This window comes from Streptomyces asoensis (genome assembly GCF_016860545.1).
In the GTDB taxonomy this organism is placed as follows: Bacteria; Actinomycetota; Actinomycetes; order Streptomycetales; family Streptomycetaceae; genus Streptomyces; species Streptomyces asoensis.
Genome location: NZ_BNEB01000002.1, coordinates 109,134 through 131,171, shown reverse-complemented (window position 1 = coordinate 131,171; position 22,038 = coordinate 109,134). Strand labels below are relative to the sequence as shown.

The window sequence follows — 22,038 nt, the reverse complement described above, 5'->3', positions numbered from 1 at the left end:
GGCCTACGGCCGCGGTCGGAGGGGCCGGCTGAACACCCGGTCCAGCCAGCCCCGCCAGGCGGTCCCGTTCGCCTCGGCGTCGGCGTCCGGCGCGAAGTCGTGGACGCTGACGCCGACCGGGTGACCCCAGTGGTTGCGGCCGAAGAAGCGGATCAGGGCACGGTCGGTGCGCAGCCCGACGAAGTAGGCGTTGCGGAAGTCGACCACCGCGTCGAGGCCGCGCCCCCCGGGTCCGGCGACCCGCACGCGCGCACCCTCGGCGGTGTCGTCCGCGAGGCCCAGCGCCCGCTCCACGGCGGTCAGGGCGTCGGCCGCCTTGGACGCGTCGGGCCCGTCGAAGGTGACGAAGGCGACCGGACGGCCGTCGAAGTGGGTCAGGTACTGGCGCAGGGTGTGCAGGTAGAAGTCGGTGTGCCGGCCCGCCGCGTCGTACTGGTTGTCCCAGTCGTCGACGAAGATGCCGCTGTGCACATAGCGCACCCAGGCCCGCCGGCCCTCGTCGCGCGGCTCGACGGTGTAGTCGAGCTGGTTCAGGGTCTGCTCGGAGATCCCGTCCACGTTCTCCACGCGGTTGGTGTAGCGGTGGGGCGGGTCCCAGACGGTGACCGTGGAACCGAAGGGGCCCGTGCCGCCTTCACGCGGCTCCGGCGCCTCCATCGGCCAGAGCCAGCCGCCGGTACCGGCGGTGAAGGCGTCCCACACCTGCTCGGGCGTGGCGTCGACCTCGAACTCGCGGGCGATCTCGAATTCCTTGGACATGATGACTCCTGATCACTGGCTCTCGCCGTGGTTCCGGTGGTCGCCGCCGGCCGGGACCCGGGGTACGCCCTGATCCTCGGCCGCTGCTGCGGCTTCTGCGTGTGTCCCTGCCGGTGCCTGCGCCTGCCTCTGCGCTGGTGCCGGCGCCTGTGCCGGTGGCGGGGACTTGAGCGTCGGGTGGACGGCGACGACGATCCGGTGGTCGCGGCCGCCCCCGGCGTCGGGGGCGTCGTACTTGCGGATCAGACCGCCGACCCCGGCCGTCAGCTCCTGGATGAACGCGGCCCGGTCCGCGGCCGAGGCGAAGCACACCTCGCCGTCCAGCGCGTACGTGGCCAAGCCCTTGCGGGCCTTGGCGGCGCCGGTGATCAGCGAGCCGACGTCACGGACCAGCCGGGCGCCGAGCGCGAGCAGCCAGCGCGCGGAGAGCTGGTCGCGGAAGCGGTCCGGGTCCGGCTGCACGACGGCGAGCGCGAGCGGCGAGATGACGTACGACGCCGCGGTCGCCCGCATCAGCCGTTCGGTGACGTTGCCCTTGCGGCGCTCACCGGCCAGCTCGACCAGCCCGTGCCGCTCCAGCGCCTTGAGGTGGTAGTTCACCTTCTGCCTCGGCAGCCCGACCTGGCCGGCCAGCATCGCCGCCGAGGCGGGACCGGCGGCCAGCTCGGCGAGCAGCCGGGCCCGTATGGGGTCCAGGGAGACGGCGGCCGCCTCGGGGTCCTCGATGACTGTCACGTCCAGCATGCGTCCACCGTCTCACCGAAAACTTTTTTTGTCCAGGACAATCGAGTTTTCGGAAGGTCGGCTCCGCATCTCCGTACCCGCAGCGCAGAAAGGCCCGGCACCCGCTCGATGCGGGTGCCGGGCCTCGAGCGCTCGGCGGGGCCGTGCGGGCCGTGCCGGCCGTGCCGGCTGCGCGGCCGTCTACCGCCGGGCCTTCGCCCTCGCCCTGCTCCGGGCGACCACCCCGGCCGCCACCAGGGCGGCCGCGGCCGCGCCGGCGATCATCGTCGGCCAGGGGTAGCGCAGCGCGAACCGCACGGGCATCCGGATGGGGGCGGGTGCGGGCCGCTCCAGGGTGCGCCCCGTACGGGACGCCGCGTCCCGGAGACCGCCGCGGACATGGCGGGCACGGACGGCCCGCTCCTGGGCGGTACGGCCGGCCCGGGCCGCGGTGTCCCGCACCAGGTGCCCGGCGCGACCGGCCCGCTCCTGGACGACGTGGCCCGTGCGGCCCGCCCGTTCCTGGACGGCGTGGCCCGCGCCGCCCGCCCGTCCCCGCACGAGGTGACCGGCACGGCCGGCCCGCGTCCGCGCCACGCGTCCGGCGTGGTCCGCGCGGCTCCGTGCCAGCTGTCCCGCCCGGCCCGCGCGTTCCTGTATGCGGTATCCGGCCAGGGACGCGCTGCTGCGCAACTGCACGCCCATGGCGCCGGCGCGGTCCATGAGGTCGGCGGCGCGGGTCCGGGTGCGGCCGCGCAGGTCCGCCCTGGCCGCGAGTTCCTCCACGGTGGCGCCCAGCCGGTGCCGGGTGCGCTCGATCTGCCGGCGCAGTTCGGCCGGCGTCCTGTCCGTCATCGGTGCGCCCTCTCCCTGTTCTCCTCGACGTCGGCCCGGAGACTCCCGAGATCCCTCGCGGGAGCGTCCGGCACACCGGGCGGGCCGGCGCCACAGCCCGTGCGTCGTCCTGCCCCGGTCCCACCCTGCGGGTACCCCGGCCGCTCGCCGTCATCCCCGGGGAAGAGCGTCCACCGGGACTCGATTCCGCAGTACCCCTTAGATGTATCGCGTAGAAGAATTAAGTAGAGCTTCACTGTCCTGGCGCCGAGACTGCTCCCATGACTCCAGCCGCTCGGACCGCTCCCGCCCCCTTCGGCCGCGCCCTGTGCGCGATGATCACGCCCTTCACTGCCACCGGCACGCTCGACACCGACGGCGCGCGCCTGCTCGCCGACCGGCTGGTCTCCGCCGGCTGCGACGGCCTGGTGCTCTCCGGGACGACGGGCGAGTCGCCCACCACCTCGGACGCCGAGAAGGCGGAACTGGTGGCCGCCGTGCGGGAGGCGGTGGGCGACCGGGCGTCGATCGTGGCGGGGGTGGGAACCTCCGACACCCGGCACACCGTCCGGCTCGCCCGGGACGCGGAGAAGGCGGGCGCGGACGGCGTGCTCGTGGTCAGCCCGTACTACAGCAGGCCCCCGCAGGACGCCCTGGAGGCGCACTTCCGCGAGGTCGCGGACGCGTCGGCGCTGCCGGTGATGCTGTACGACATCCCCGGCCGCACGGGCACCCGGATCGAGCCCGACACCATGCTCCGGCTCGCCGGGCACCCGCGGATCGTCGCGGTGAAGGACTGTTCGTACGACTTCCTGGGCGCCCAGAAGGTGCTCGCGCGGACGGATCTGGCGTACTACGCGGGCTGCGAGGAGCACCACCTCGCGCTGTACGCGGTGGGCGGGGCGGGTTACGTCAGCACCGTCGCGAACGTGATTCCGGCACACCTGCGGGCCGTCCTGGACGCCTTCGACGCGGGCGACACCGCGGGGGCCGCCGTGCGGCAGCACCGGGTCATGGAACTGGTGGAGTCGATGATGGCGTCGGGACTGCCCGGGACGGTCACGGCCAAGGCGCTCCTGGGCGGACTGGGCCTGCCGGCCGGCCCGGTCCGGGCGCCGCTGCGGCCCGCCGGCCGGAAGACGACCGACGGCCTGCGCGCGGCCTGCGAACGGCTCGTGTCCGGGCCGCACTCCTGAGCACCGAACGAGGCCGGTCGGCGGTGCGGGCCGGCCGGGGGCCGGGGCGGGGCGGGCCGGCCGGGGGCCGGGGCGGGGCCGGGACCGAGGCCGGGGCCGGACCGAGGCCGGGGCCGGACCGAGGCCGGGGCCGGGGCCGAAGCCGGGGCCGGGACCGGGGCCGGGACCGCGGCCTGGGACCGCGGCCTGAGGCCGGGGACCGCGGCCGACGTCCGGGGACCGGGGTCTCGGGGCCGGGACCGGGACCGGGACCGAGGCCGGGACCGGGGCCGAAGCCGGGACCGAAGCCGGGACCGGGACCGAAGCCGGGACCGAAGCCGGGACCGAAGCCGGGGCCGGGACCGAGGCCGGGACCGAAGCCGGGACCGAAGCCGGGACCGAAGCCGGGGCCAAGACCGGGGCCGGGACCGAAGCCTAGGCCTAGGCCGAGGCCGGGACCGGGGGCCGCGGCCTGGGACCGCGGCCTGGGGCCGGGGACCGCGGCCGACGTCCGGGGACCGGGGTCTCGGGGCCGGGAGCCGGGAGCCGGCGTCCGGGAGCCGGGGACCCGGAGCCGGGAGCCGGGGTCTCGGGGCCGGGGGCCGGGGCCGGGGTCGCTGTGCGCGGCTGCGACCGTCGGTGGCGGGCGGTGCGGGGGAGGCGCGCGGCGCCCGCGTGGCTACCGGGTGTGCCCGTGGACCGCGGGGAATTCCCTCGATCGGCCCGGTCCCGGCCACGTACCGTGGGGGCATGAGCCGCCCGCTGCTCTACCTCGACGTCGACGGTCCCCTCAACCCGTACGCCGCCAAGCCCTCGAAACGGCCGGCCGGCTACACGACCATCAGGGCGTCGGTCGGGCGGGAGCGGCCGCTGCGGGTCTGGCTGCACCCCGGCCACGGCCCCGCCCTGCTCCGGCTCCCCTACGAACTGTGCTGGGCGACCACCTGGATGGCTCAGGCCAACCGCTGGATCGCGCCCGTGGTGGGGCTTCCCGAACTCCCGTACGTGGACTTCGGCGCGGCGCTCTTCGCCCACCGGGCCGACGGAGTCCACTGGAAGACGGAGGCGATCGTCGCCCACGCGGCGGGCCGCCCCTTCGCCTGGGTCGACGACGAACAGTCCCCCGCCGACTCGGCCTACGTCACCGCCCACCACCCGGCCCCGGCCCTCCTGCACCACGTGAACCCCCGACTGGGCCTGCGCGAGGAGGACTTCACCACCCTCACCGACTTCGCGACGGCCCTGACCGCATGACGGAGCGCCCCACCGTCCAGGCCGGGGCGCTCCGTCGCGCAGGGCCGAACAACACGGCCGCGCAGGTCAGTTGTGGGCGTGGAGGATTTCGTTCAGGCCGCCCCAGACCGCGTTGTTCGGGCGGGCCTCGACCGCGCCGGTGACCGAGTTGCGGCGGAAGAGGATGTTCGAGGCGCCGGAGAGGTCGCGGGCCTTGACGATCTGGCCGTCGGGCATGGTGATCCGGGTGCCCGCGGTGACGTACAGGCCGGCCTCGACGACACACTCGTCGCCGAGGGCGATGCCGACGCCCGCCTCGGCGCCGATGAGGCAGCGCTCGCCGATGGAGATGATCACGTTGCCGCCGCCGGAGAGCGTGCCCATGGTGGACGCGCCGCCGCCGATGTCCGAGCCGTCGCCGACGATGACGCCCGCCGAGATGCGGCCCTCGACCATCGAGGTGCCGAGCGTGCCCGCGTTGAAGTTGACGAAGCCCTCGTGCATGACCGTGGTGCCCTCGGCGAGGTGGGCGCCGAGGCGGACCCGGTCGGCGTCCGCGATCCGCACGCCCTTGGGGGCGACGTAGTCCGTCATGCGCGGGAACTTGTCGATGGACGTGACCTGGAGGTGCAGGCCCTGCGCGCGGGCGTTCAGCCGGACCGTCTCGACGTCGTCGACGGCGACCGGGCCCAGCGAGGTCCAGGCGACGTTGGCGAGGTGGCCGAACATGCCGTCCAGGCTCTGCCCGTGCGGCTTCACCAGCCGGTGGGAGAGCAGGTGCAGGCGCAGGTACACGTCGTGCGCGTCGAGCGGCTTCGCGTCGAGCGAGGCGATGACCGTGCGGACCGCGACCACGTCGACACCCCGGCGGGCGTCCGGACCGACGGCCTGCGTCGCGCCCTCGCCGAGCAGCTCCACGGCCTTCTCGGCGGACAGGCGCTCGGTGCCGGACGGGCCGGGCTCGGCGACGAGCGCGGGCGCGGGGAACCAGGTGTCGAGAACGGTGCCGTCGGCGGCGATCGTGGCGAGGCCGGCGGCCACGGCGCCGGTGGTGCGAGGAGCAGTCGTGTCGGTCATGAGGGCAACCTAACCGGCGGGGGGCCGCGGAGGCCAACCCGCGCGGCGGTGTCTCAGCCGGCGGGCCGCGCTCCCCCGCCGACCTGGCGCGTTCCCCGGGATCCCGGGACGGACACGGGGCAGGCGCCGAAACGGGCGCGAGGCGCTCAGCCGCGTCCGGGGCCCGAGCGAGGGGGCCGGCGCCCCGGCGGGCCGGAGGGAGCGGGCGGGATCAGCCGCGCCAGCGCCTCACGCGCGTACTCCTCCTCGTAGGGCGCGTCCGTCAGCAGTACTTGCAGACAGATGCCGTCCATCAGGGCGACCAGCGCGCGTGCGGTGCGGGGGTCGACGTGGGCGGCGAGGAGGGCGGCGAGGTCCTCGGCCCACTCGGCGGCGACCGGGCGCAGCGCGGGGCGGCGCAGGGCGGCCAGGTAGAGCTCGTACTCCAGCTCCACGCCGGTCCGTTCGCCCGCGAGCCACTCGCCGAGCAGTCCGGCCAGCTCGGCGGGCAGGTCGAGCCCGGGGTCCGTCAGCCCGCCGTGCGCCGCGACCGCCTTGGCGAAGCCCTCGTTGGCCTGCCGCAGGGCCGCGATGACCAGTTCGTCGAGGGTGGCGAAGTGGTAGGTGGTGGAGCCGAGGGGGACGTCGGCCTCCGCGGCGACCGACCGGTGGCTCAGCCCGGCCAGCCCCTTCTTCCCGACGACGCGGATCGCCGCGTCGATGATCCGCTGCCGGCGCTCGGGGTCGTGGCGCCGGGGCATCAGTGCGCACCGCCGAGATTGAGCACGACCACTCCGCCGACGATGAGCAGGATGCCCGCGGCCTTGGTGAGGGTCAGGGACTCCCCGAACAGGGCCAGCCCGATGACGGCGATGGTCGCGGTGCCGACGCCGGCCCAGATCGCGTACGCCGTGCCGATGCCGACGGTCTTCAGGGTCTGGGCGAGCAGGAGGAAGGAGACGACATAGCCGGCGGCCGTCAGCAACGAGGGCCAGAGCCTGCTGAATCCGTCGCTGTACTTCATGGCCGTCGTCGCGGCCACCTCGGCGGCGATGGCGCCGGCGAGCGTCAGGTATCCCATGTGTACGAGCGTACACAACGATGCGTACGCCCGTACACAGCCGTCGACCGCAGACGTGTCCCGCACTGGCCCCGCGCGCCCCAAGTGGCCGCGGAGTCGAAAGTGTTATGGAAAGCGCTCACCCAAACGGCTGAACGTGAGCCACGGGTTCCACTACTGTTTCACCGTTCACACACAGGGCCATCGCAGCCGCGGCAGCCGTCAGGGGTACCGCTGGAGGAACAGCGCATGCCAGAAAACAAGTCCCGGCCGCCCCAGGAGCAACCCTGGGAGAGCGGCTGGGCCCCGGACACCTCCCGGGCCCCCGGAACACGACGCCTCTGGCTGGCCGGCGGACTCGCCGTCGCCACCATCGTGGCGTGCGTGACCGCAATAGCCCTCAACGACAAGCCCGTTGAGGACACGACCGCGTCCCGGCAGGGGCAGACGCTCTCGGACGACGAGACGGGGGGCGGTCTGATCTCCTTCGCCTCCCCCTCGGCGACCGGGTCGGCGGCACCGGCGGGGAGCAAGAGCGCCTCGCCGTCACCGTCGGCGTCCCCGTCCGCCTCGTCCTCCCCCGCGGCGCAGGGCAGTCCGTCCCCGCACGCCCCGGGCGGGTCGAAGGCCTCCGCGTCGGCGACGGCGACCAGGAAGCCGGCCGACCCGGCGCCGTCCGGCGACCGGCGGTCGGTGCAGGCGGTCAACTACCCCGACCGTTACTGGCATGTGAGCGGCGGTCTGGTGCGACTCGACGCGCCGCGCGGTTCGGAATCCCGCCAGGACTCCACCTTCACCCTGGTCAAGGGGCTGTCCAACAGCTCGTGCTATTCGTTCGCGACGCACGACGGCACGTACCTGCGCCACCGCGACTTCGTCCTGCGCTCCGAACGCAACGACGGTTCCACGCTGTTCAAGCAGGACGCCACCTTCTGCCCCGGGTACTCGGGGGAACAGGGCGCGGTGCTGCTCCAGTCGGTGAACTACCCCAACTACGCGTTGCGCCACAAGAACTTCCAGCTGCGTCTGGACCCCTGGGGCTACAACACGACCAACCGGGCGGACTTCTCCTTCCGGCTGGTGAGCCCGCTGGGCTGACGGCCCACGGCTCACAACCCACCCGCACGTGAGAGCGGCGGCACCCCGGTCGGGGTGCCGCCGCTCTCACGTGCGGTGCGCGGGTCGGGTCTCGGTCGTCGGACCGACTCAGACGTTGAACCCGAGCGCGCGCAGCTGCTCACGGCCGTCGTCCGTGATCTTGTCCGGGCCCCACGGCGGCATCCAGACCCAGTTGATGCGCAGCTCGTTGACCAGGCCGTCCGTGGCGGACTTCGCCTGGTCCTCGATCACGTCGGTCAGCGGACAGGCCGCCGAGGTGAGGGTCATGTCGATCGTCGCGATGTTCGCGTCGTCGATGTGGATGCCGTAGATCAGCCCGAGGTTGACGACGTCGATGCCCAGTTCGGGGTCGACGACGTCGTACAGCGCCTCGCGGACTTCCTCTTCGGAGGCCGGCTTCATCTCAACGGTCTCGGTCATGCCGTCTTCCTTTCGGCGTCGGCTCCGCCCAGGGCCTGGGCCGTCGCGTCCTTCCACGCCATCCAGCTGAGGAGGGCGCACTTGACCCGGGCCGGGTACTTGGAGACACCGGAGAACGCGATCGCGTCCTCCAGCACCTCCTCCATCGCGTCGTCGGGCTCGATCCTGCCCTTGGACTGCATCAGCTCCAGGAAGGTCTCCTGGATCTTCTGCGCGTCGGCCAGGTCCTTGCCGACCAGGAGGTCGTTGAGGACGGACGCGCTGGCCTGGCTGATGGAGCAGCCCTGGCCCTCGTAGCTGACGTCCTCGATCTTCGTGCCGTCGTACTTCACACGGAGGGTGATCTCGTCGCCGCAGGTCGGGTTCACGTGGTGCACCTCGGCGTCGCCGTCGCGCAGCCCACGCCCGTGCGGGTGCTTGTAGTGATCCAGGATGACTTCCTGGTACATCGAGTCCAGCTTCACGGTTCCAGCACGCCCCTCAGCCGAAGAAGTTCCGTACGTGCTCCAGACCGTCGACCAGAGCGTCGATCTCGGCCGGCGTGGAGTACAGATAGAACGACGCTCGCGTGGTCGCGGGAATTCCGTAGCGCAGGCAGACGGGGCGGGCGCAGTGGTGACCCACCCGGACCGCGATGCCCTGCTCGTCCAGCACCTGACCCACGTCGTGCGGGTGGATGTCGCCGAGCGTGAAGGAGATCGCCGCGCCCCGGTCCTCGGCCGTCGCCGGGCCGATGATGCGCAGGTCGGGGACCTCGGTCAGCCGCCGCACCGCGTACTCGGTGATGGCGTGCTCATGGGCGAGGATCTTGTCCATGCCGATCGCGGACAGGTAGTCGATGGCCGCGCCCAGACCGACCGCCTGCGCGATCGGCGGGGTGCCCGCCTCGAACTTGTGGGGCGCCGGGGCGTACGTCGACGAGTGCATCGACACCGTCTCGATCATCTCGCCGCCGCCGAGGAACGGGGGCAGGTCCTCCAGCAGCTCCTGGCGGCCCCAGAGGACGCCGATGCCGGTCGGGCCGCACATCTTGTGGCCGGTGAAGGCCACGAAGTCGGCCTGGAGGGCCTGGACGTCCATCGGCATGTGCGGCGCGGCCTGCGAGGCGTCGATGCACACCAGCGCGCCGACCTCCTGCGCGCGGCGCACTATCGCCTCGACCGGGTTGACCGTGCCGAGGATGTTCGACACCAGCACGAAGGAGACGATCTTCGTCTTCTCGGTGATGATCTCGTCGATGTTCGACAGGTCGAGCCGGCCGTCGTCGGTGAGGCCGAACCACTTCAGCTTCGCGCCCGTGCGCTGCGAGAGCAGCTGCCACGGCACGATGTTGGAGTGGTGCTCCATCTCCGTGATGACGATCTCGGTCTCGGAGTCCACCCGGTAGGGCTCGTCGGCCCAGCCGAGCATGTTGGCCACGAGGTTGAGCGACTCGGAGGCGTTCTTGGTGAAGATCACCTCGTCGCGGCTCGGCGCGTTGATGAACGCGGCGACCTTGTCGCGCGCGCCCTCGTACAGCGCCGTGGCCTCCTCGGCGAGCACATGCACACCGCGGTGGACGTTGGCGTTGTAGCGCTCGTAGTACTCACTGAGGGCGTCCAGCACCTGGCGCGGCTTCTGCGAGGTCGCCGCGTTGTCCAGGTACACGAGCTTCCGGCCGTCGTGGACCTGACGGTCCAGGATCGGGAAGTCCTTGCGGATCGCCTCGGTGTCGAGGAGGCCCGGCAGCTGCGTCACGCGGATACGCCACCCTTCGTGTATGCCTCGTAGCCCTCGTTCTCCAGCTTGTCGGCGAGCTCGGCGCCGCCGGACTCGACGATGCGGCCACCGGAGAAGACGTGGACGAAGTCGGGCTTGATGTAGCGCAGGATGCGCGTGTAGTGCGTGATCAGCAGGGTGCCGACCTCACCGGTCTCGCGGACGCGGTTGACGCCCTCGGAGACGATGCGCAGGGCGTCGACGTCCAGGCCGGAGTCCGTCTCGTCGAGGATCGCGACCTTCGGCCGCAGCAGCTCGAGCTGGAGGATCTCGTGGCGCTTCTTCTCACCGCCGGAGAAGCCCTCGTTGACGTTGCGCTCGGCGAAGGAGGTGTCCATGTTGAGGCGCTCCATGGCCTCCTTGACCTCCTTCACCCAGGTGCGCAGCTTGGGGGCCTCGCCGCGGACGGCGGTGGCGGAGGTGCGCAGGAAGTTCGACACGGAGACGCCGGGGACCTCGACCGGGTACTGCATGGCGAGGAAGAGGCCCGCGCGGGCGCGCTCGTCGACGGACATCTCCAGGACGTCCTCGCCGTCGAGGGTGACGGTGCCGCCGGTGACCGTGTACTTCGGGTGACCCGCGAGCGAGTAGGCGAGGGTCGACTTGCCGGAGCCGTTGGGGCCCATGATGGCGTGCGTCTCGCCCTGCTTCACGGTGAGGTCGACGCCCTTGAGGATCTCCTTCGTGGCGTTGTCGGCCTCGACGGTGACGTGCAGGTCGCGGATTTCAAGCGTTGCCATGGATTGCCTCAGGACTCCTGGTTGAGGGAGACGAGCACATCGTCCCCTTCGATCTTTACGGGGTATACGGGGACGGGGCGCGTCGCGGGAAGGCCGGACGGCTTGCCGGTGCGGAGGTCGAAGCTGGAGCCGTGCAGCCAGCACTCGATCTGGCAGTCCTCCACCTCGCCCTCGGAGAGCGAGACGTTCGCGTGCGAGCAGATGTCGTGGATCGCGAACACCTCCCCCTCGGTCTGCACGACCGAGACCGGCGTGCCGTCGAGTTCCACCCGCTTGGGGGTGTCCTCCTCCAGCTCGCTCAGCCCGCAGGCGCGTACGAAGGCCGCCATCAGACCGTGGCCTCGAGCTCGGTCTCGATCTTGGCGAGCAGGCGCTCCTCGATGTCGTCGACACCGATCTGCTGGACCAGCTCGGCGAAGAAGCCGCGGACCACCAGGCGACGGGCCTCGTCGGCCGGGATGCCGCGGGCCATCAGGTAGAAGAGCTGCTCGTCGTCGAAGCGGCCGGTGGCGGAGGCGTGGCCGGCGCCGACGATCTCGCCGGTCTCGATCTCCAGGTTGGGCACCGAGTCGACGCGGGCGCCGTCCGTGAGGACGAGGTTGCGGTTCATCTCGTAGGTGTCCGTGCCCTCGGCCCTGGCCTCGATGAGTACGTCACCGATCCACACGGCGTGCGCGGCCTCGCCCTGGAGCGCGCCCTTGTAGACGACGTTGGACTTGCAGTGCGGGACGTTGTGGTCGACCAGGAGGCGGTGCTCCTGGTGCTGACCGGCGTCCGTGAAGTACAGACCGAACAGCTCGGCCTCGGCGCCGGGACCGGCGTACGCGACGCGCGGGTGCAGGCGCACGAGGTCGCCGCCGAAGGTCACGACGACCGACTTGAAGCTCGCGTCGCGCCCGACGAGGGCGTTGTGCTGGGCCACGTGCACGGCCTTGTCGTCCCAGTCCTGGACGGAGACGACGGTCAGCTTCGCGCCGTCCCCGAGGACGTAGTCGACGTTGGCGGCGAGCACGGCGTCACCGGTGTGGTCGATGACGACGACGGCCTCGGCGAAGGCGCCCAGCTCGACGACCTGGTGGCCGTAGGAGACCCCGCCCTCGCCGTGCACCGCGATGCGGATCGGCTCGGTGAGCACCGTCTCCTTGGGGACGGTGATCACGCCGGCCTTCTCGAACGCGGAGTACGCCTGGGCGGCGACCCGGTCCACCGGGGTGCCCGCCCTGCCGAGGCGCGGGTCGTCGCGGTCCACGAGTTCGACGGAGACGCCCTCCGGCGCCTCGACGGCGACCTTCACGCCCTCGCCGGCCGCGACGGCGGTGCCGTCGTGCAGCCCGCGCAGCCGCTCCAGCGGCGTGAACCGCCACTCCTCCTCGCGGCCGTGCGGGACCGGGAAGTCCGCGACGTCGAAGGACGGGGGCGCGCTCATGCGCGTGGCGACGGTCGACTCGGCGGCCACCGCGATCGATCCTGCGGTGGTGGAGGACCCCACCGTGGAGTTCTGAGCCTCAGCCATGGCTGTCGTAGTGCTCGCTTTCTGAAATCAAGAAGTGTGCTGGCCGATGGGCGGGGTCAGCCGACCGCGCCCTCCATCTGCAGCTCGATCAGCCGGTTGAGCTCGAGGGCGTACTCCATGGGCAGCTCCTTGGCGATGGGCTCGACGAAGCCGCGCACGATCATCGCCATCGCCTCGAACTCGCTCAGACCGCGGCTCATCAGGTAGAAGAGCTGGTCCTCGGAGACCTTGGAGACGGTCGCCTCGTGGCCCATGGACACGTCGTCCTCGCGGACGTCCACGTAGGGGTACGTGTCGGAGCGGGAGATGGTGTCGACGAGCAGCGCGTCGCACAGCACGTTGGACTTCGAGCCGTGCGCGCCCTCGCCGATCTCGACGAGACCGCGGTAGGAGGTACGGCCGCCGCCGCGCGCCACGGACTTCGAGACGATGTTGGACGACGTGTTCGGCGCCATGTGGACCATCTTGGAGCCGGCGTCCTGGTGCTGGCCCTCGCCCGCGAAGGCGATGGAGAGGGTCTCGCCCTTGGCGTGCTCGCCCATCAGGTAGACGGCCGGGTACTTCATCGTCACCTTGGAGCCGATGTTGCCGTCGATCCACTCCATGGTCGCGCCCTCGTACGCCACGGCGCGCTTGGTGACCAGGTTGTAGACGTTGTTCGACCAGTTCTGGATGGTCGTGTAGCGGCAGCGGGCGTTCTTCTTGACGATGATCTCGACCACGGCGCTGTGCAGCGAGTCCGACTTGTAGATCGGTGCCGTGCAGCCTTCGACGTAGTGCACGTAGGCGCCCTCGTCGACGATGATCAGGGTCCGCTCGAACTGGCCCATGTTCTCGGTGTTGATCCGGAAGTAGGCCTGGAGCGGGATCTCCACGTGCACGCCCTTCGGCACGTAGATGAAGGAGCCGCCGGACCACACCGCGGTGTTCAGCGACGCGAACTTGTTGTCGCCGACCGGGATGACGGTGCCGAAGTACTCCTTGAAGAGCTCGGGGTGCTCCTTCAGCGCGGTGTCGGTGTCGAGGAAGATGACGCCCTGCTCCTCCAGGTCCTCGCGGATCTGGTGGTAGACGACCTCGGACTCGTACTGGGCCGCGACGCCCGCGACGAGGCGCTGCTTCTCCGCCTCCGGGATGCCGAGCTTGTCGTACGTGTTCTTGATGTCCTCGGGCAGGTCCTCCCAGGACTCCGCCTGCTTCTCCGTGGAGCGCACGAAGTACTTGATGTTGTCGAAGTCGATCCCCGACAGGTCCGAGCCCCAGTTGGGCATGGGCTTCCTGTCGAAGAGCCGGAGGCCCTTCAGACGCAGCTTCGTCATCCACTCCGGCTCGGACTTCTTCGCGGAGATGTCCTTGACGACATCCTCGTTGATGCCGCGCTTGGCGGAGGCACCGGCCACGTCCGAGTCGGCCCAGCCATATTCGTAGTTGCCCAGACCCTCGAGCTCGGGGTGGGCAGTCTCCTCGATGGGGAGCGTCATGCGGGGTTCCTCCCGGCGGTGCTTGCGGATGCGTTGTGGGTGGCTGTCGAAACTCTGGGGATGAACGTCGTGCAGACACCGTCGCCGTGGGCGATGGTCGCCAGCCGCTGGACGTGCGTCCCGAGCAACTGGGAGAAGATCTCGGTCTCCGCCTCGCAGAGCTGCGGGAACTTCTCCGCGACATGGGCGACGGGGCAGTGGTGCTGGCACAGCTGCTCGCCGACCGGCGCGCTGCGCGCCGTAGCAGCGTACCCGTCCGCGCTCAGGGCCTTGGCCAGGGCTTCGGTCCGCTCCTCGGGGGCGGCGGCCTCGATCGCCCGGCGGTACCCGGCGGCCTGTTCGGCGATCCGCGCGCGGGCGAAGGCGACGACGGCCTCGTCCCCGCCGAGGCGGTCCTGGATCCAGCGCAGGGCGTCCGCGGCGAGCTTGTCGTAGGACTGGTCGAAGGCGTCGCGGCCGCAGTCGGTGAGGGCGAACACCTTGGCGGGGCGCCCGCGCGTGCGCGCTCCGTACACCCGCTGCTCACGGGCCTGGACGACGTCGTCGGCGACGAGGGCGTCGAGGTGGCGGCGGACGGCGGCCTGGGTGAGGCGCAGCCGCGCGGCGAGCTCGGCGACGGTCGAGGGCCCGTGGTCCAGGATCGAGCGCGCGACCCGGTTGCGCGTGGAGCGCTCACCGGTCGCGATCTCTTCCTGCGGGGTACCCGTGGGGGTCTCCCGAGCCTCGCCGACGTTTTTCACAACGCCATTGTTGCGTAATTCCTTCGGGGCAGGCAAGCCGCGTCCCGATCACCGGACGGTGCCCTGCGTCACTTAGGCATACCTAATCTGACCTGCGTAAACGATCTCCGGTCGATCGGAGCGGGACGGACGGGCGGAAAACCACTGGCCCGCGGCGCAGCCGTGCAGGACACTGCCCAACCATGCCCATACCCGCTCCGACCGGCCCGCTCGTCACCCGCGACTCCCTCACCGCGGAGCTCTACGCGCTCGGTGTCGTGCCCGGGGAGATCCTCCTCGTGCACTCCTCGCTCAGTTCACTCGGCTGGGTGTGCGGAGGCCCCGTCACGGTGGTGCGGGGGCTGCTCGACGCGCTCGGCCCGGACGGCACACTCGTGGTCCCCACCCAGTCCGGCGACCTGTCCGACCCGGCCCTGTGGAGCAATCCGCCGGTCCCGGCGCAGTGGTGGGACCGGATCCGGGCGACCATGCCCGTCTACGACCCCCGCACCACCCCCGCCCTCGGCGTGGGCGTCGTCCCGGAGACGGTCCGCACCTGGCCCGGCGCCGTGCGCAGCGCCCATCCGCAGACCTCGTTCGCCGCGCTCGGGGCGCGGGCCGCTGAGCTCACCGAGGGCCACGCGCCCGACTGCCGGCTCGGCGAGCACAGCCCGCTGGCGCGGCTGGAGAAGGCGGGGGCGCGGGTCCTGCTCCTCGGCACCGGCTACGACACCTGCACCAGCTTCCACCTGGCCGAGTACCGGATCCCGGCGCCGCTCGTCGAGGTGGGCCGGCCCGGACCGGACGGTACGTGGGAGGTCATGACCGAGGTGTCGATCGACTCCGACCGCTTCGACGAGCTGGGCCACGACTTCGAACGCGACCGTGACGTCGTACGGGGCAGGGTGGGCGCGGCCGACGCGCGGCTGTTCACGGTCGCGGAGGCCGTGGCCTACGCCGAGCGCTGGCTGCCGCTGCACCGGTCCCGCGAGGACGAGATCTGAGTCCGCGGGGCACGCGCCCCGCCGCCCGTGGCCGGTTCCCGTACCCCCCGCTCGGGGCCCCCGCCCGCGAACCTAGACTCTTGAGCCATGCGAAGTGAGCCTGTCGTCCGGGTCGAGGCCCTGGTGAAGCGGTACGGGACGAAGACCGCGGTGGACGGCCTCGACCTGACGGCGCGGGCCGGCGTGACCGCCGTCCTCGGACCCAACGGCGCCGGCAAGACGACCACCGTCGAGACCTGCGAGGGGTACCGCAGACCGGACTCCGGCACGGTGCGCGTCCTCGGCCTCGACCCCGTGCGGGAGGGCTCCGCGCTGCGTCCGCGGATCGGTGTGATGCTCCAGTCGGGCGGCGTGTACTCGGGTGCGCGGGCCGACGAGATGCTGCGGCACATGGCGAAACTGCACGCGCACCCGCTGGACGTGGACGCGCTCGTCGAACGCCTCGGCCTCGGCTCCTGCGGCCGCACGACCTACCGCCGGCTCTCCGGCGGCCAGCAGCAGCGCCTGTCGCTGGCCATGGCCGTCGTCGGCCGGCCGGAGCTGGTGTTCCTCGACGAGCCGACGGCGGGCCTCGACCCGCAGGCCCGCCGCGCCACCTGGGAGCTGGTGCGGGACCTGCGGGCGGACGGCGTCTCGGTCATCCTGACCACCCACCACATGGACGAGGCGGAGCAGCTCGCCGACGACGTCGCGATCATCGACGCGGGCCGTGTCATCGCGCAGGGCTCCCCCGAGCAGCTGTGCCGCGGCGGCGCCGAGAACACCCTGCGGTTCACCGGCCGCCCCGGCCTCGACGTGGGCTCCCTGCTCAAGGCCCTGCCCGCCGACAGCTCCGCCGCCGAGCTGACCCCGGGCTCCTACCGGGTGACGGGCAAGGTCGACCCGCAACTGCTGGCGACGGTCACCTCCTGGTGCGCCCAGCACGGGGTGATGCCGGACCGCATCTCGGTCGAGCGGCACACCCTGGAGGACGTCTTCCTGGAACTGACCGGCAAGGAGCTGCGCTCGTGACCGCCACCGGCACCTACACCCCCCGGCCCGGGGCCGCACCGCTGTCCCGCATGATCGGGACCCAGGCGGCGCTGGAGACGAAGATGCTCCTGCGCAACGGTGAGCAGCTGCTGCTGACCGTCGTGATCCCCACGCTGCTGCTGGTGCTGTTCAGTACCGTGGACATCGTCGACACCGGCGCGGGCGAGGCCGTCGACTTCCTCGCGCCCGGCATCCTCGCGCTCGCCGTGATGTCGACGGCCTTCACGGGGCAGGCCATCGCGACCGGTTTCGAACGCCGCTACGGCGTGCTGAAGCGGCTCGCCTCCTCCCCGCTGCCCCGCTGGGGCCTGATGACGGCGAAGACGCTGTCGGTCCTGGTCACCGAGATCCTCCAGGTGCTCCTGCTGACGGTGATCGCGTTCGCCCTCGGGTGGGACCCGCACGGCTCCCCGGTGGCCGTCGTGCTGCTCCTGGTGCTGGGCACCGCCGCCTTCTCGGGCCTCGGTCTGCTGATGGCGGGCACCCTCAAGGCGGAGGCGACGCTGGCCGCGGCCAACCTGGTCTTCCTGCTGCTGCTGGTGGGCGGCGGGGTGATCGTCCCGCTCGAGAAGTTCCCCGCCGGCGCCCAGGACGTGCTGGGCCTGCTCCCCGTGTCGGCCCTCTCCGACGGCCTGCGGGACGTGCTCCAGCACGGCGCGGGCACCCCCTGGGGCGACCTCGTGATCCTCGCGGTGTGGGCGGTCGTCGGACTCGCGGCGGCCGGCCGCTTCTTCCGCTGGGAGTGATCCGCGGGCGGCCCGCCGCGCGGACCCGGGGGACCCTCGTGAATGCGTGCACAAGCGGCCGCCTACGATGGGAGGCGTGCCAAACGTGACTCGTGCCGACGTCGTAGCCGCCGCGCGCAACCCGCTCGCCTTCATCGCCGCGCGCTGGACCCCGGACCACCGGACGGTCCGGCGGGCGACCCTGTCCGCGCTCGTCATGTCGGTGGTGATCGTGGTCACCGGCGGTGCCGTACGGCTCACGGGCTCCGGCCTGGGCTGCCCGACCTGGCCCAAGTGCACCGACGACTCGCTCACCGCGACCGGCGCCATGGGTGTCCACGGGGCCATCGAGTTCGGCAACCGCATGCTGACGTACGTGCTGTGCGCGGCCATCGGCTGGGCGATCGTCGCCGCGCGCTCGCAGAAGCCGTACCGGCGGAGCCTGACCCGGCTGGGCTGGGCGCAGTTCTGGCTGGTGATGAGCAACGCCGTGCTCGGCGGGATCGTGGTCCTCGTCGGCCTCAACCCGTACACGGTGGCGGCGCACTTCCTGGCCGCCTCGGCGCTGATCGCGGTCGCCGCGGTGATGTGGCAGCGGGCCGCGGAGGGCGACGCGCCGCCCCGCCCGCTGGTCGGCAAGCCCGTGCAGCAACTGGTGTGGTTCCTGGTCGCCGCCTCGACGCTGCTGATCGCCGTCGGCACCGTGGTGACCGGCGCGGGCCCGCACGCCGGCGACTCCAGCAAGGTCGAGCGGATGCCGCTGGACTGGGAGACGGTGGCCAAGCTGCACGCCGTGCTCGCCTGGATCGTGGTGACGCTGACCTTCGCCCTGTGGTTCATCCTCAAGGCGGTCGACGCGCCGAAGAACCCGCTGGACCGCACCCGGGACCTGTTCCTGGTGCTGCTCGGGCAGGGCGTCATCGGCTACGTCCAGTACTTCACCGACCTTCCCGAGGCCCTCGTCGGGCTGCACATGCTCGGCTCGTGCCTGGTGTGGATCGCGGTGTTGCGGGTGCTGCTGGCGCTGCGCGAGCGGCCGGAGACGACCGTAGACCTGCCGGGCCCCTCGGCGGAGGCCACGGTCGGCTCACGCGGCTGAGACACCGGCGCGGGCGCGGTCATGTGTGGGCGCGTCACGTGTGGGCGGCTACCAGCCCGTCGATCGCCGGTCCCAGGAAACCCCGGGTCAGCCGGGCACGGCGGGTCCGCCAGTCCCCGTCGGCCGTGCCGGCGGCCCCGCCGCCCCCGTCGTAGCGGCGCCGCTCGATGTCGGCCACGACCTCCTCGGGCGCGCCCAGCGCGGGCAGCTCGTCGAGGGCCCGGCGCTTGGACACCAGCCGGCCGTCGCGCACCGTGACCGTCGCCCGCGCGAAGGTCAGCAGCCCGAGGTCGACCCAGACGTCCTGGCTCCACAGGTGGGCCCTGTCGACGGCGGGCCGCCAGAAGTCCCGCTGGTCGCGGACGACGAACTCGCCGAGCTCCCGGTCCGGCACGGGAGGCAGCAGGGCGCCCGGCGGCTCGCCGTGCAGCACCCGCCCGAAGTCGAGCAGCTCGCGCCGGGTCACCGGGGTGACCGGCCGCCGGAACAGCTCGCCGTGCGCCCAGGTGAGGTGCCGGCGCCCGGGATCGGCCGCGGCGGCCGGGGTGAGGTAGGTGCAGTGCAGCAGCGGGGCGAGCGGCTCCCCGCGCAGCCGGGCGTGCAGCCGGGCGAGGGCCCACACGGCACGCGGGGCGAGGGGCCCCGCGAGGACCGCGACGAGGTCCAGGTCGCTGCGGCCCTCCTGGTAGTCGCCCCCGGCCAGCGAGCCGTGGGCCCACAGGGCGAGGGGCGCCGCCCCCGCGGGGCCGGTGAGTCCGGTGAGTCCGGTGCGGAACCGGTCGAGCAGGCCTTCCGTGGGGCTGGTCATGCGCCCAGTCTCGCGGTCTCAGCCCAGCCCGTACACCCGGCGCGCGTTGCCCGCGGCGATCAGTCCCGCGACCCGTTGGGCGTCCCCCGGCGACCACGCGCCCTCGGCCACCCAGGTGCCGAGCACCCGGGTCAGGGCCTCCCGGAACAGCCGGGCCCCGACCACGTGCAGCTCGGGCAGGCCCCGGGCCCCGCTGGAGAACAGGATCTTGCCGAAGGGGGCCAGCTCCAGGATCTCGGCGAGGATCGTCGCGGCGCGGGCCCCGGTGCGCACGAGCGCGGCGCCGGAGTCGGCGTAGACGTGCGGGAACACGCCCGCGAGGTGGGCGGCGTGCCGGTGGTAGGGGTAGCCGTGCAGCAGGACGAGGTCGGTGCCGAGGCCCGCCGTCGCGCGCACGAAGTCCGTCAGCAGGACCGGGTCCGTGCGGTCGATGCGCGCCCCTGGCTCGCCGAGGCCCGCGTGCAGTTGCAGGGGCAGCCCGGAGGCGACGGCGATCCAGAGCAGGTGCCGCAGGAGCACCGGGTCGAACAGCTCGCCGCCGACCGTGCGCGCGGCCAGCCAGCGGCCCGCCGCGCCCCGCACCTCGCCCGGGCCGGGCGGTTCGGGCGCGAGGGCGAGGCCGTGGCGGACGCCCGCGACGGAGGTGAAGGCGACGGCGTTCGCGGCGGCCCCGTGGACCGACTCGGCGAGGTTGGCGAGGAAGGACTCCACGGTGCCGGAGGTGTCGGCGACCTGTTCGGCGAGGAGCTCCAGGCGCACGATCTCCCGCGCCTCGGCGTCGCCGGCCGAGGCGAGCTCGCCCGGTCCCGTCAGATCGCCGGGCAGCCCCGTGTCGACGAGATAGGTCGTGATGCCGCTTCCGCGCAGCAGCCGGCGGCCCGCTTCGAGTACGCCGAGTTCACGACGCCGGGCGAGATAGCGGGCGGGCGGCGCGTGCGGTTCCAGGCCGAGCAGCGGGGGGCACCAGCGGCGTACCGCGAACCCCGTCTGGGTGTCGAAGAGCGTGGTGCCCGGGGCGGGCGGGCCCTCGGTGCGGGCCAGCTGGGCCTCGAAGGTGCCGAGACCCAGCTCCGTTCTCAGGACGCCGTGGCAGTACTGGTCCACCAAGGACGGCGTTTCGATCATCCGGACTCCCCGGGAGATGGACCACGTCGCTTCCACGGGTCCTAACGGGTGACCGGGGTGTCAGGTTGTTGCTGCTCAGCCGTTCTTCGGTCCGCCGACCTGGATCCCGGCCATCCGTGTCCACTCGTACGGGCCCGTTTTCACCTTCGCCGCGAACTCGCCGTCGAAGGCCTCGTGGACGGTGATCCCGGCCTTGCCGACGGCGTTCTCGGCGACGGCGACCGAGGGGGCCACCAGGTCGCCCCAGCCGCCGTCCTCGCCCACGAGGACGATACGGGCGCCGCGGTCGCCGAGGTACGCGATCTGGCCCTCGGCGCCGCCGTGCTCCTTGGCGAAGGCGCTGATCTGCTTGGCGAGCCGGGCGGCCCTGCGCTCGGCCCTGGCGGCCTTCTTGGCGTCGGCGGTGTCGTCAACCTGCTTGGTGTCTGCCATGGCCAGGATGCTACCGACGGGTAGGTCGAACGGCGACGGCCGGGGTGCGTGGCCTTGACCACGCACCCCGGCCGTTCGTCGGCCGTGGGCGTATCCGCCCCGTCCGGGGGGACCCGGGAGGGGCGGGGCGGGAACTCAGCGCAGGAAGGGGTCCACCGCGACCGCCACGAACAGCAGCGAGACATAGGTGATCGACCAGTGGAACAGCCGCATCTCCTTGAGCTTCCCGCCGGTGACCTCGGCCTTGGCGCGGTTCTGGAGGGCGTGCGCCTCCCACAGCCACCAGCCGCCGGCCACCAGCGCGACCGAGGTGTAGAACCACCCGGTGTAGCCCAGCGGGGTCAGCAGCAGGGAGACGGCGACCATCACCCAGCTGTAGAGGACGATCTGCTTGGCGACGGTCTTGTTGGACGCCACCACCGGCAGCATGGGCACGCCCACGCGCGCGTAGTCCTCCTTGACCTTCATGGACAGCGGCCAGTAGTGCGGCGGCGTCCAGAAGAACATGACGAGGAAGAGGACGACCGGCGCCCAGGACACCGAGTCCGTCACGGCCGACCAGCCGATCAGCACGGGCATGCAGCCGGCGATGCCGCCCCACACGATGTTCTGCGAGGTACGGCGCTTGAGGATCATCGTGTAGACGACGACGTAGAAGAGGAGTGCGCCGAGGGCGAGCCAGGCCGACAGCCAGTTGACGGTGAGACCGAACAACAGTGTGGAGACCACCGCGAGGGTGATTCCGAAGGCGAGGCATTCACGCGGGCTGACCATGCCGGTGACCAGCGGACGCTGCGAGGTGCGGTCCATCAGCGCGTCGATGTCGCGGTCGATGTACATGTTGAGCGCGTTCGCGCCGCCCGCGGACAGATATCCGCCGAGGCAGGTCAGCACCACCAGACCCAGGTCCGGAACGCCCTGCTGCGCCAGGAACATCACCGGGACGGTGGTGATCAGCAGCAGTTCGATGATCCGTGGCTTGGTCAGCGCCACGAACGCCTTGACCCGGGCCCCCACCGGCCGCCGGCTCGGGTTCTGGCTCGCCCCGACAATCCCCACTGGACGGGATTCAACGGCCGTCACGCACACCCCTGACAGAGACTCCCAGCAAGCCCGGGGGTGTGAACTCCCCGTAAAGGCTCGCGCGTACCACGCCACTGTAGACGTTGCCCATACCCCGACATTCGCGGGGGTGGGGTCGTGTTGGACGGCGCCCCCGGAAG

General features: G+C 72.2%; 25 protein-coding genes. 7 read left to right on the top strand and 18 right to left on the bottom strand.

Annotated features, from left to right (window positions below; translation table 11 throughout):
- Window positions 1-3: 3 nt before the first annotated feature.
- The 3 genes from Saso_RS03720 to Saso_RS03710 form a co-directional block, all read right to left on the bottom strand.
- Window positions 4-759 (bottom strand): SRPBCC family protein, encoded by a 756-nt coding sequence (locus Saso_RS03720; protein ID WP_189927906.1) that lies wholly within the window; start codon window positions 757-759, stop codon window positions 4-6.
- 12 nt (window positions 760-771) lie between these two features.
- Window positions 772-1,503, bottom strand: coding sequence for an ArsR/SmtB family transcription factor (locus Saso_RS03715; RefSeq protein ID WP_189927907.1), 732 nt, complete (start codon window positions 1,501-1,503; stop codon window positions 772-774).
- Between the two features lie 180 nt (window positions 1,504-1,683).
- Entirely contained in the window at window positions 1,684-2,337 is a 654-nt protein-coding gene (locus Saso_RS03710; RefSeq protein ID WP_189927908.1) for a DUF3618 domain-containing protein, read from the bottom strand.
- Between the two features lie 260 nt (window positions 2,338-2,597).
- Here Saso_RS03710 and dapA point away from each other — a divergent pair, with 260 nt between their 5' ends.
- Both dapA and Saso_RS03700 read left to right on the top strand, forming a co-directional pair.
- Window positions 2,598-3,512, top strand: coding sequence for a 4-hydroxy-tetrahydrodipicolinate synthase (gene dapA / locus Saso_RS03705; protein ID WP_189927909.1), 915 nt, complete (start codon window positions 2,598-2,600; stop codon window positions 3,510-3,512).
- 729 nt (window positions 3,513-4,241) lie between these two features.
- Window positions 4,242-4,745 carry an HAD domain-containing protein gene (locus Saso_RS03700; RefSeq protein WP_189927910.1) on the top strand — a complete coding sequence of 168 codons (504 nt, stop codon included), beginning with the start codon at window positions 4,242-4,244 and terminating at the stop codon, window positions 4,743-4,745.
- A gap of 66 nt (window positions 4,746-4,811) precedes the next feature.
- Here Saso_RS03700 and dapD read toward each other — a convergent pair whose 3' ends face one another.
- From dapD to Saso_RS03685, 3 genes are all read right to left on the bottom strand, one after another.
- A complete protein-coding gene (dapD, locus tag Saso_RS03695) occupies window positions 4,812-5,801 on the bottom strand; it encodes a 2,3,4,5-tetrahydropyridine-2,6-dicarboxylate N-succinyltransferase (protein ID WP_189927911.1) in 990 nt (329 codons plus the stop codon).
- A 146-nt stretch (window positions 5,802-5,947) separates the two neighbouring features.
- The gene (locus Saso_RS03690; RefSeq protein WP_189927912.1) at window positions 5,948-6,541 is read right to left on the bottom strand and encodes a TetR/AcrR family transcriptional regulator; all 594 of its coding nucleotides are present in this window, start codon (window positions 6,539-6,541) and stop codon (window positions 5,948-5,950) included.
- A complete protein-coding gene (locus Saso_RS03685) occupies window positions 6,541-6,861 on the bottom strand; it encodes a DMT family transporter (protein WP_189927913.1) in 321 nt (106 codons plus the stop codon). Before Saso_RS03685 ends, Saso_RS03690 begins: the two co-directional genes overlap by 1 nt.
- A 228-nt stretch (window positions 6,862-7,089) precedes the next feature.
- Here Saso_RS03685 and Saso_RS03680 point away from each other — a divergent pair, with 228 nt between their 5' ends.
- Complete coding sequence (locus Saso_RS03680) at window positions 7,090-7,938, top strand: AbfB domain-containing protein (protein ID WP_189927914.1); 849 nt, start codon at window positions 7,090-7,092, stop codon at window positions 7,936-7,938.
- A gap of 108 nt (window positions 7,939-8,046) precedes the next feature.
- Here Saso_RS03680 and Saso_RS03675 read toward each other — a convergent pair whose 3' ends face one another.
- From Saso_RS03675 to Saso_RS03640, 8 genes are read right to left on the bottom strand one after another with little or no spacing between them, the layout of a single operon-like run.
- A complete protein-coding gene (locus tag Saso_RS03675; protein WP_062649699.1) occupies window positions 8,047-8,379 on the bottom strand; it encodes a metal-sulfur cluster assembly factor in 333 nt (110 codons plus the stop codon).
- Window positions 8,376-8,843 carry a Fe-S cluster assembly sulfur transfer protein SufU gene (gene sufU, locus Saso_RS03670; RefSeq protein WP_189927915.1) on the bottom strand — a complete coding sequence of 156 codons (468 nt, stop codon included), beginning with the start codon at window positions 8,841-8,843 and terminating at the stop codon, window positions 8,376-8,378. Before sufU ends, Saso_RS03675 begins: the two co-directional genes overlap by 4 nt.
- Before the next feature lie 16 nt (window positions 8,844-8,859).
- Window positions 8,860-10,116, bottom strand: a complete 1,257-nt coding sequence (locus Saso_RS03665; RefSeq protein ID WP_189927916.1) for a cysteine desulfurase — start codon at window positions 10,114-10,116, stop codon at window positions 8,860-8,862.
- The gene (gene sufC, locus Saso_RS03660; protein WP_189927917.1) at window positions 10,113-10,877 is read right to left on the bottom strand and encodes a Fe-S cluster assembly ATPase SufC; all 765 of its coding nucleotides are present in this window, start codon (window positions 10,875-10,877) and stop codon (window positions 10,113-10,115) included. The genes Saso_RS03665 and sufC overlap by 4 nt, the downstream gene beginning before the upstream one ends.
- An 8-nt stretch (window positions 10,878-10,885) precedes the next feature.
- Window positions 10,886-11,206 carry a non-heme iron oxygenase ferredoxin subunit gene (locus Saso_RS03655; RefSeq protein ID WP_189927918.1) on the bottom strand — a complete coding sequence of 107 codons (321 nt, stop codon included), beginning with the start codon at window positions 11,204-11,206 and terminating at the stop codon, window positions 10,886-10,888.
- Window positions 11,206-12,390, bottom strand: a complete 1,185-nt coding sequence (gene sufD, locus Saso_RS03650; protein WP_189927919.1) for a Fe-S cluster assembly protein SufD — start codon at window positions 12,388-12,390, stop codon at window positions 11,206-11,208. The genes Saso_RS03655 and sufD overlap by 1 nt, the downstream gene beginning before the upstream one ends.
- Window positions 12,391-12,446: 56 nt before the next feature.
- Window positions 12,447-13,871, bottom strand: a complete 1,425-nt coding sequence (gene sufB, locus Saso_RS03645; RefSeq protein WP_189927920.1) for a Fe-S cluster assembly protein SufB — start codon at window positions 13,869-13,871, stop codon at window positions 12,447-12,449.
- Window positions 13,868-14,611 carry a helix-turn-helix transcriptional regulator gene (locus Saso_RS03640; RefSeq protein ID WP_189927921.1) on the bottom strand — a complete coding sequence of 248 codons (744 nt, stop codon included), beginning with the start codon at window positions 14,609-14,611 and terminating at the stop codon, window positions 13,868-13,870. The genes sufB and Saso_RS03640 overlap by 4 nt, the downstream gene beginning before the upstream one ends.
- A gap of 182 nt (window positions 14,612-14,793) precedes the next feature.
- Here Saso_RS03640 and Saso_RS03635 point away from each other — a divergent pair, with 182 nt between their 5' ends.
- The 4 genes from Saso_RS03635 to Saso_RS03620 all read left to right on the top strand — a co-directional run bounded on the left by Saso_RS03635 (window position 14,794) and on the right by Saso_RS03620 (window position 18,450).
- Window positions 14,794-15,594, top strand: a complete 801-nt coding sequence (locus Saso_RS03635; protein ID WP_189927922.1) for an AAC(3) family N-acetyltransferase — start codon at window positions 14,794-14,796, stop codon at window positions 15,592-15,594.
- A gap of 87 nt (window positions 15,595-15,681) precedes the next feature.
- Window positions 15,682-16,605, top strand: coding sequence for an ABC transporter ATP-binding protein (locus tag Saso_RS03630; protein ID WP_189927923.1), 924 nt, complete (start codon window positions 15,682-15,684; stop codon window positions 16,603-16,605).
- Window positions 16,602-17,372 carry an ABC transporter permease gene (locus tag Saso_RS03625; RefSeq protein ID WP_189927924.1) on the top strand — a complete coding sequence of 257 codons (771 nt, stop codon included), beginning with the start codon at window positions 16,602-16,604 and terminating at the stop codon, window positions 17,370-17,372. The genes Saso_RS03630 and Saso_RS03625 overlap by 4 nt, the downstream gene beginning before the upstream one ends.
- 67 nt (window positions 17,373-17,439) lie before the next feature.
- Complete coding sequence (locus Saso_RS03620; protein ID WP_189927925.1) at window positions 17,440-18,450, top strand: COX15/CtaA family protein; 1,011 nt, start codon at window positions 17,440-17,442, stop codon at window positions 18,448-18,450.
- A 34-nt stretch (window positions 18,451-18,484) separates the two neighbouring features.
- Here the strand turns inward: Saso_RS03620 and Saso_RS03615 are convergent, their stop codons facing one another.
- The 4 genes from Saso_RS03615 to Saso_RS03600 all read right to left on the bottom strand — a co-directional run bounded on the left by Saso_RS03615 (window position 18,485) and on the right by Saso_RS03600 (window position 21,904).
- Window positions 18,485-19,258 (bottom strand): nucleotidyltransferase, encoded by a 774-nt coding sequence (locus Saso_RS03615; protein ID WP_189927926.1) that lies wholly within the window; start codon window positions 19,256-19,258, stop codon window positions 18,485-18,487.
- An 18-nt stretch (window positions 19,259-19,276) separates the two neighbouring features.
- Window positions 19,277-20,383, bottom strand: a complete 1,107-nt coding sequence (locus Saso_RS03610; RefSeq protein ID WP_189927927.1) for an amidohydrolase family protein — start codon at window positions 20,381-20,383, stop codon at window positions 19,277-19,279.
- Window positions 20,384-20,458: 75 nt separating this feature from the next.
- Window positions 20,459-20,815 (bottom strand): hypothetical protein, encoded by a 357-nt coding sequence (locus Saso_RS03605; protein WP_189927928.1) that lies wholly within the window; start codon window positions 20,813-20,815, stop codon window positions 20,459-20,461.
- Between the two features lie 135 nt (window positions 20,816-20,950).
- Window positions 20,951-21,904: a heme o synthase gene (locus Saso_RS03600; RefSeq protein WP_189927929.1), complete on the bottom strand. Its 954-nt coding sequence runs from the start codon at window positions 21,902-21,904 to the stop codon at window positions 20,951-20,953.
- Between the last annotated feature and the right edge of the window lie 134 nt (window positions 21,905-22,038).

Excerpts from the sequence above, each read along its gene's own strand:
- Saso_RS03720 (WP_189927906.1), bottom strand. The coding sequence starts at position 759 with ATGTCCAAGGAATTCGAGATCGCCCGCGAGTTCGAGGTCGACGCCACG.
- Saso_RS03715 (WP_189927907.1), bottom strand. The coding sequence starts at position 1,503 with ATGCTGGACGTGACAGTCATCGAGGACCCCGAGGCGGCCGCCGTCTCC.
- Saso_RS03710 (WP_189927908.1), bottom strand. The coding sequence starts at position 2,337 with ATGACGGACAGGACGCCGGCCGAACTGCGCCGGCAGATCGAGCGCACC.
- dapA (WP_189927909.1), top strand. The coding sequence starts at position 2,598 with ATGACTCCAGCCGCTCGGACCGCTCCCGCCCCCTTCGGCCGCGCCCTG.
- Saso_RS03700 (WP_189927910.1), top strand. The coding sequence starts at position 4,242 with ATGAGCCGCCCGCTGCTCTACCTCGACGTCGACGGTCCCCTCAACCCG.
- dapD (WP_189927911.1), bottom strand. The coding sequence starts at position 5,801 with ATGACCGACACGACTGCTCCTCGCACCACCGGCGCCGTGGCCGCCGGC.
- Saso_RS03690 (WP_189927912.1), bottom strand. The coding sequence starts at position 6,541 with ATGCCCCGGCGCCACGACCCCGAGCGCCGGCAGCGGATCATCGACGCG.
- Saso_RS03685 (WP_189927913.1), bottom strand. The coding sequence starts at position 6,861 with ATGGGATACCTGACGCTCGCCGGCGCCATCGCCGCCGAGGTGGCCGCG.
- Saso_RS03680 (WP_189927914.1), top strand. The coding sequence starts at position 7,090 with ATGCCAGAAAACAAGTCCCGGCCGCCCCAGGAGCAACCCTGGGAGAGC.
- Saso_RS03675 (WP_062649699.1), bottom strand. The coding sequence starts at position 8,379 with ATGACCGAGACCGTTGAGATGAAGCCGGCCTCCGAAGAGGAAGTCCGC.
- sufC (WP_189927917.1), bottom strand. The coding sequence starts at position 10,877 with ATGGCAACGCTTGAAATCCGCGACCTGCACGTCACCGTCGAGGCCGAC.
- Saso_RS03655 (WP_189927918.1), bottom strand. The coding sequence starts at position 11,206 with ATGGCGGCCTTCGTACGCGCCTGCGGGCTGAGCGAGCTGGAGGAGGAC.
- sufD (WP_189927919.1), bottom strand. The coding sequence starts at position 12,390 with ATGGCTGAGGCTCAGAACTCCACGGTGGGGTCCTCCACCACCGCAGGA.
- sufB (WP_189927920.1), bottom strand. The coding sequence starts at position 13,871 with ATGACGCTCCCCATCGAGGAGACTGCCCACCCCGAGCTCGAGGGTCTG.
- Saso_RS03635 (WP_189927922.1), top strand. The coding sequence starts at position 14,794 with ATGCCCATACCCGCTCCGACCGGCCCGCTCGTCACCCGCGACTCCCTC.
- Saso_RS03630 (WP_189927923.1), top strand. The coding sequence starts at position 15,682 with ATGCGAAGTGAGCCTGTCGTCCGGGTCGAGGCCCTGGTGAAGCGGTAC.
- Saso_RS03620 (WP_189927925.1), top strand. The coding sequence starts at position 17,440 with ATGGGAGGCGTGCCAAACGTGACTCGTGCCGACGTCGTAGCCGCCGCG.
- Saso_RS03615 (WP_189927926.1), bottom strand. The coding sequence starts at position 19,258 with ATGACCAGCCCCACGGAAGGCCTGCTCGACCGGTTCCGCACCGGACTC.
- Saso_RS03610 (WP_189927927.1), bottom strand. The coding sequence starts at position 20,383 with ATGATCGAAACGCCGTCCTTGGTGGACCAGTACTGCCACGGCGTCCTG.
- Saso_RS03605 (WP_189927928.1), bottom strand. The coding sequence starts at position 20,815 with ATGGCAGACACCAAGCAGGTTGACGACACCGCCGACGCCAAGAAGGCC.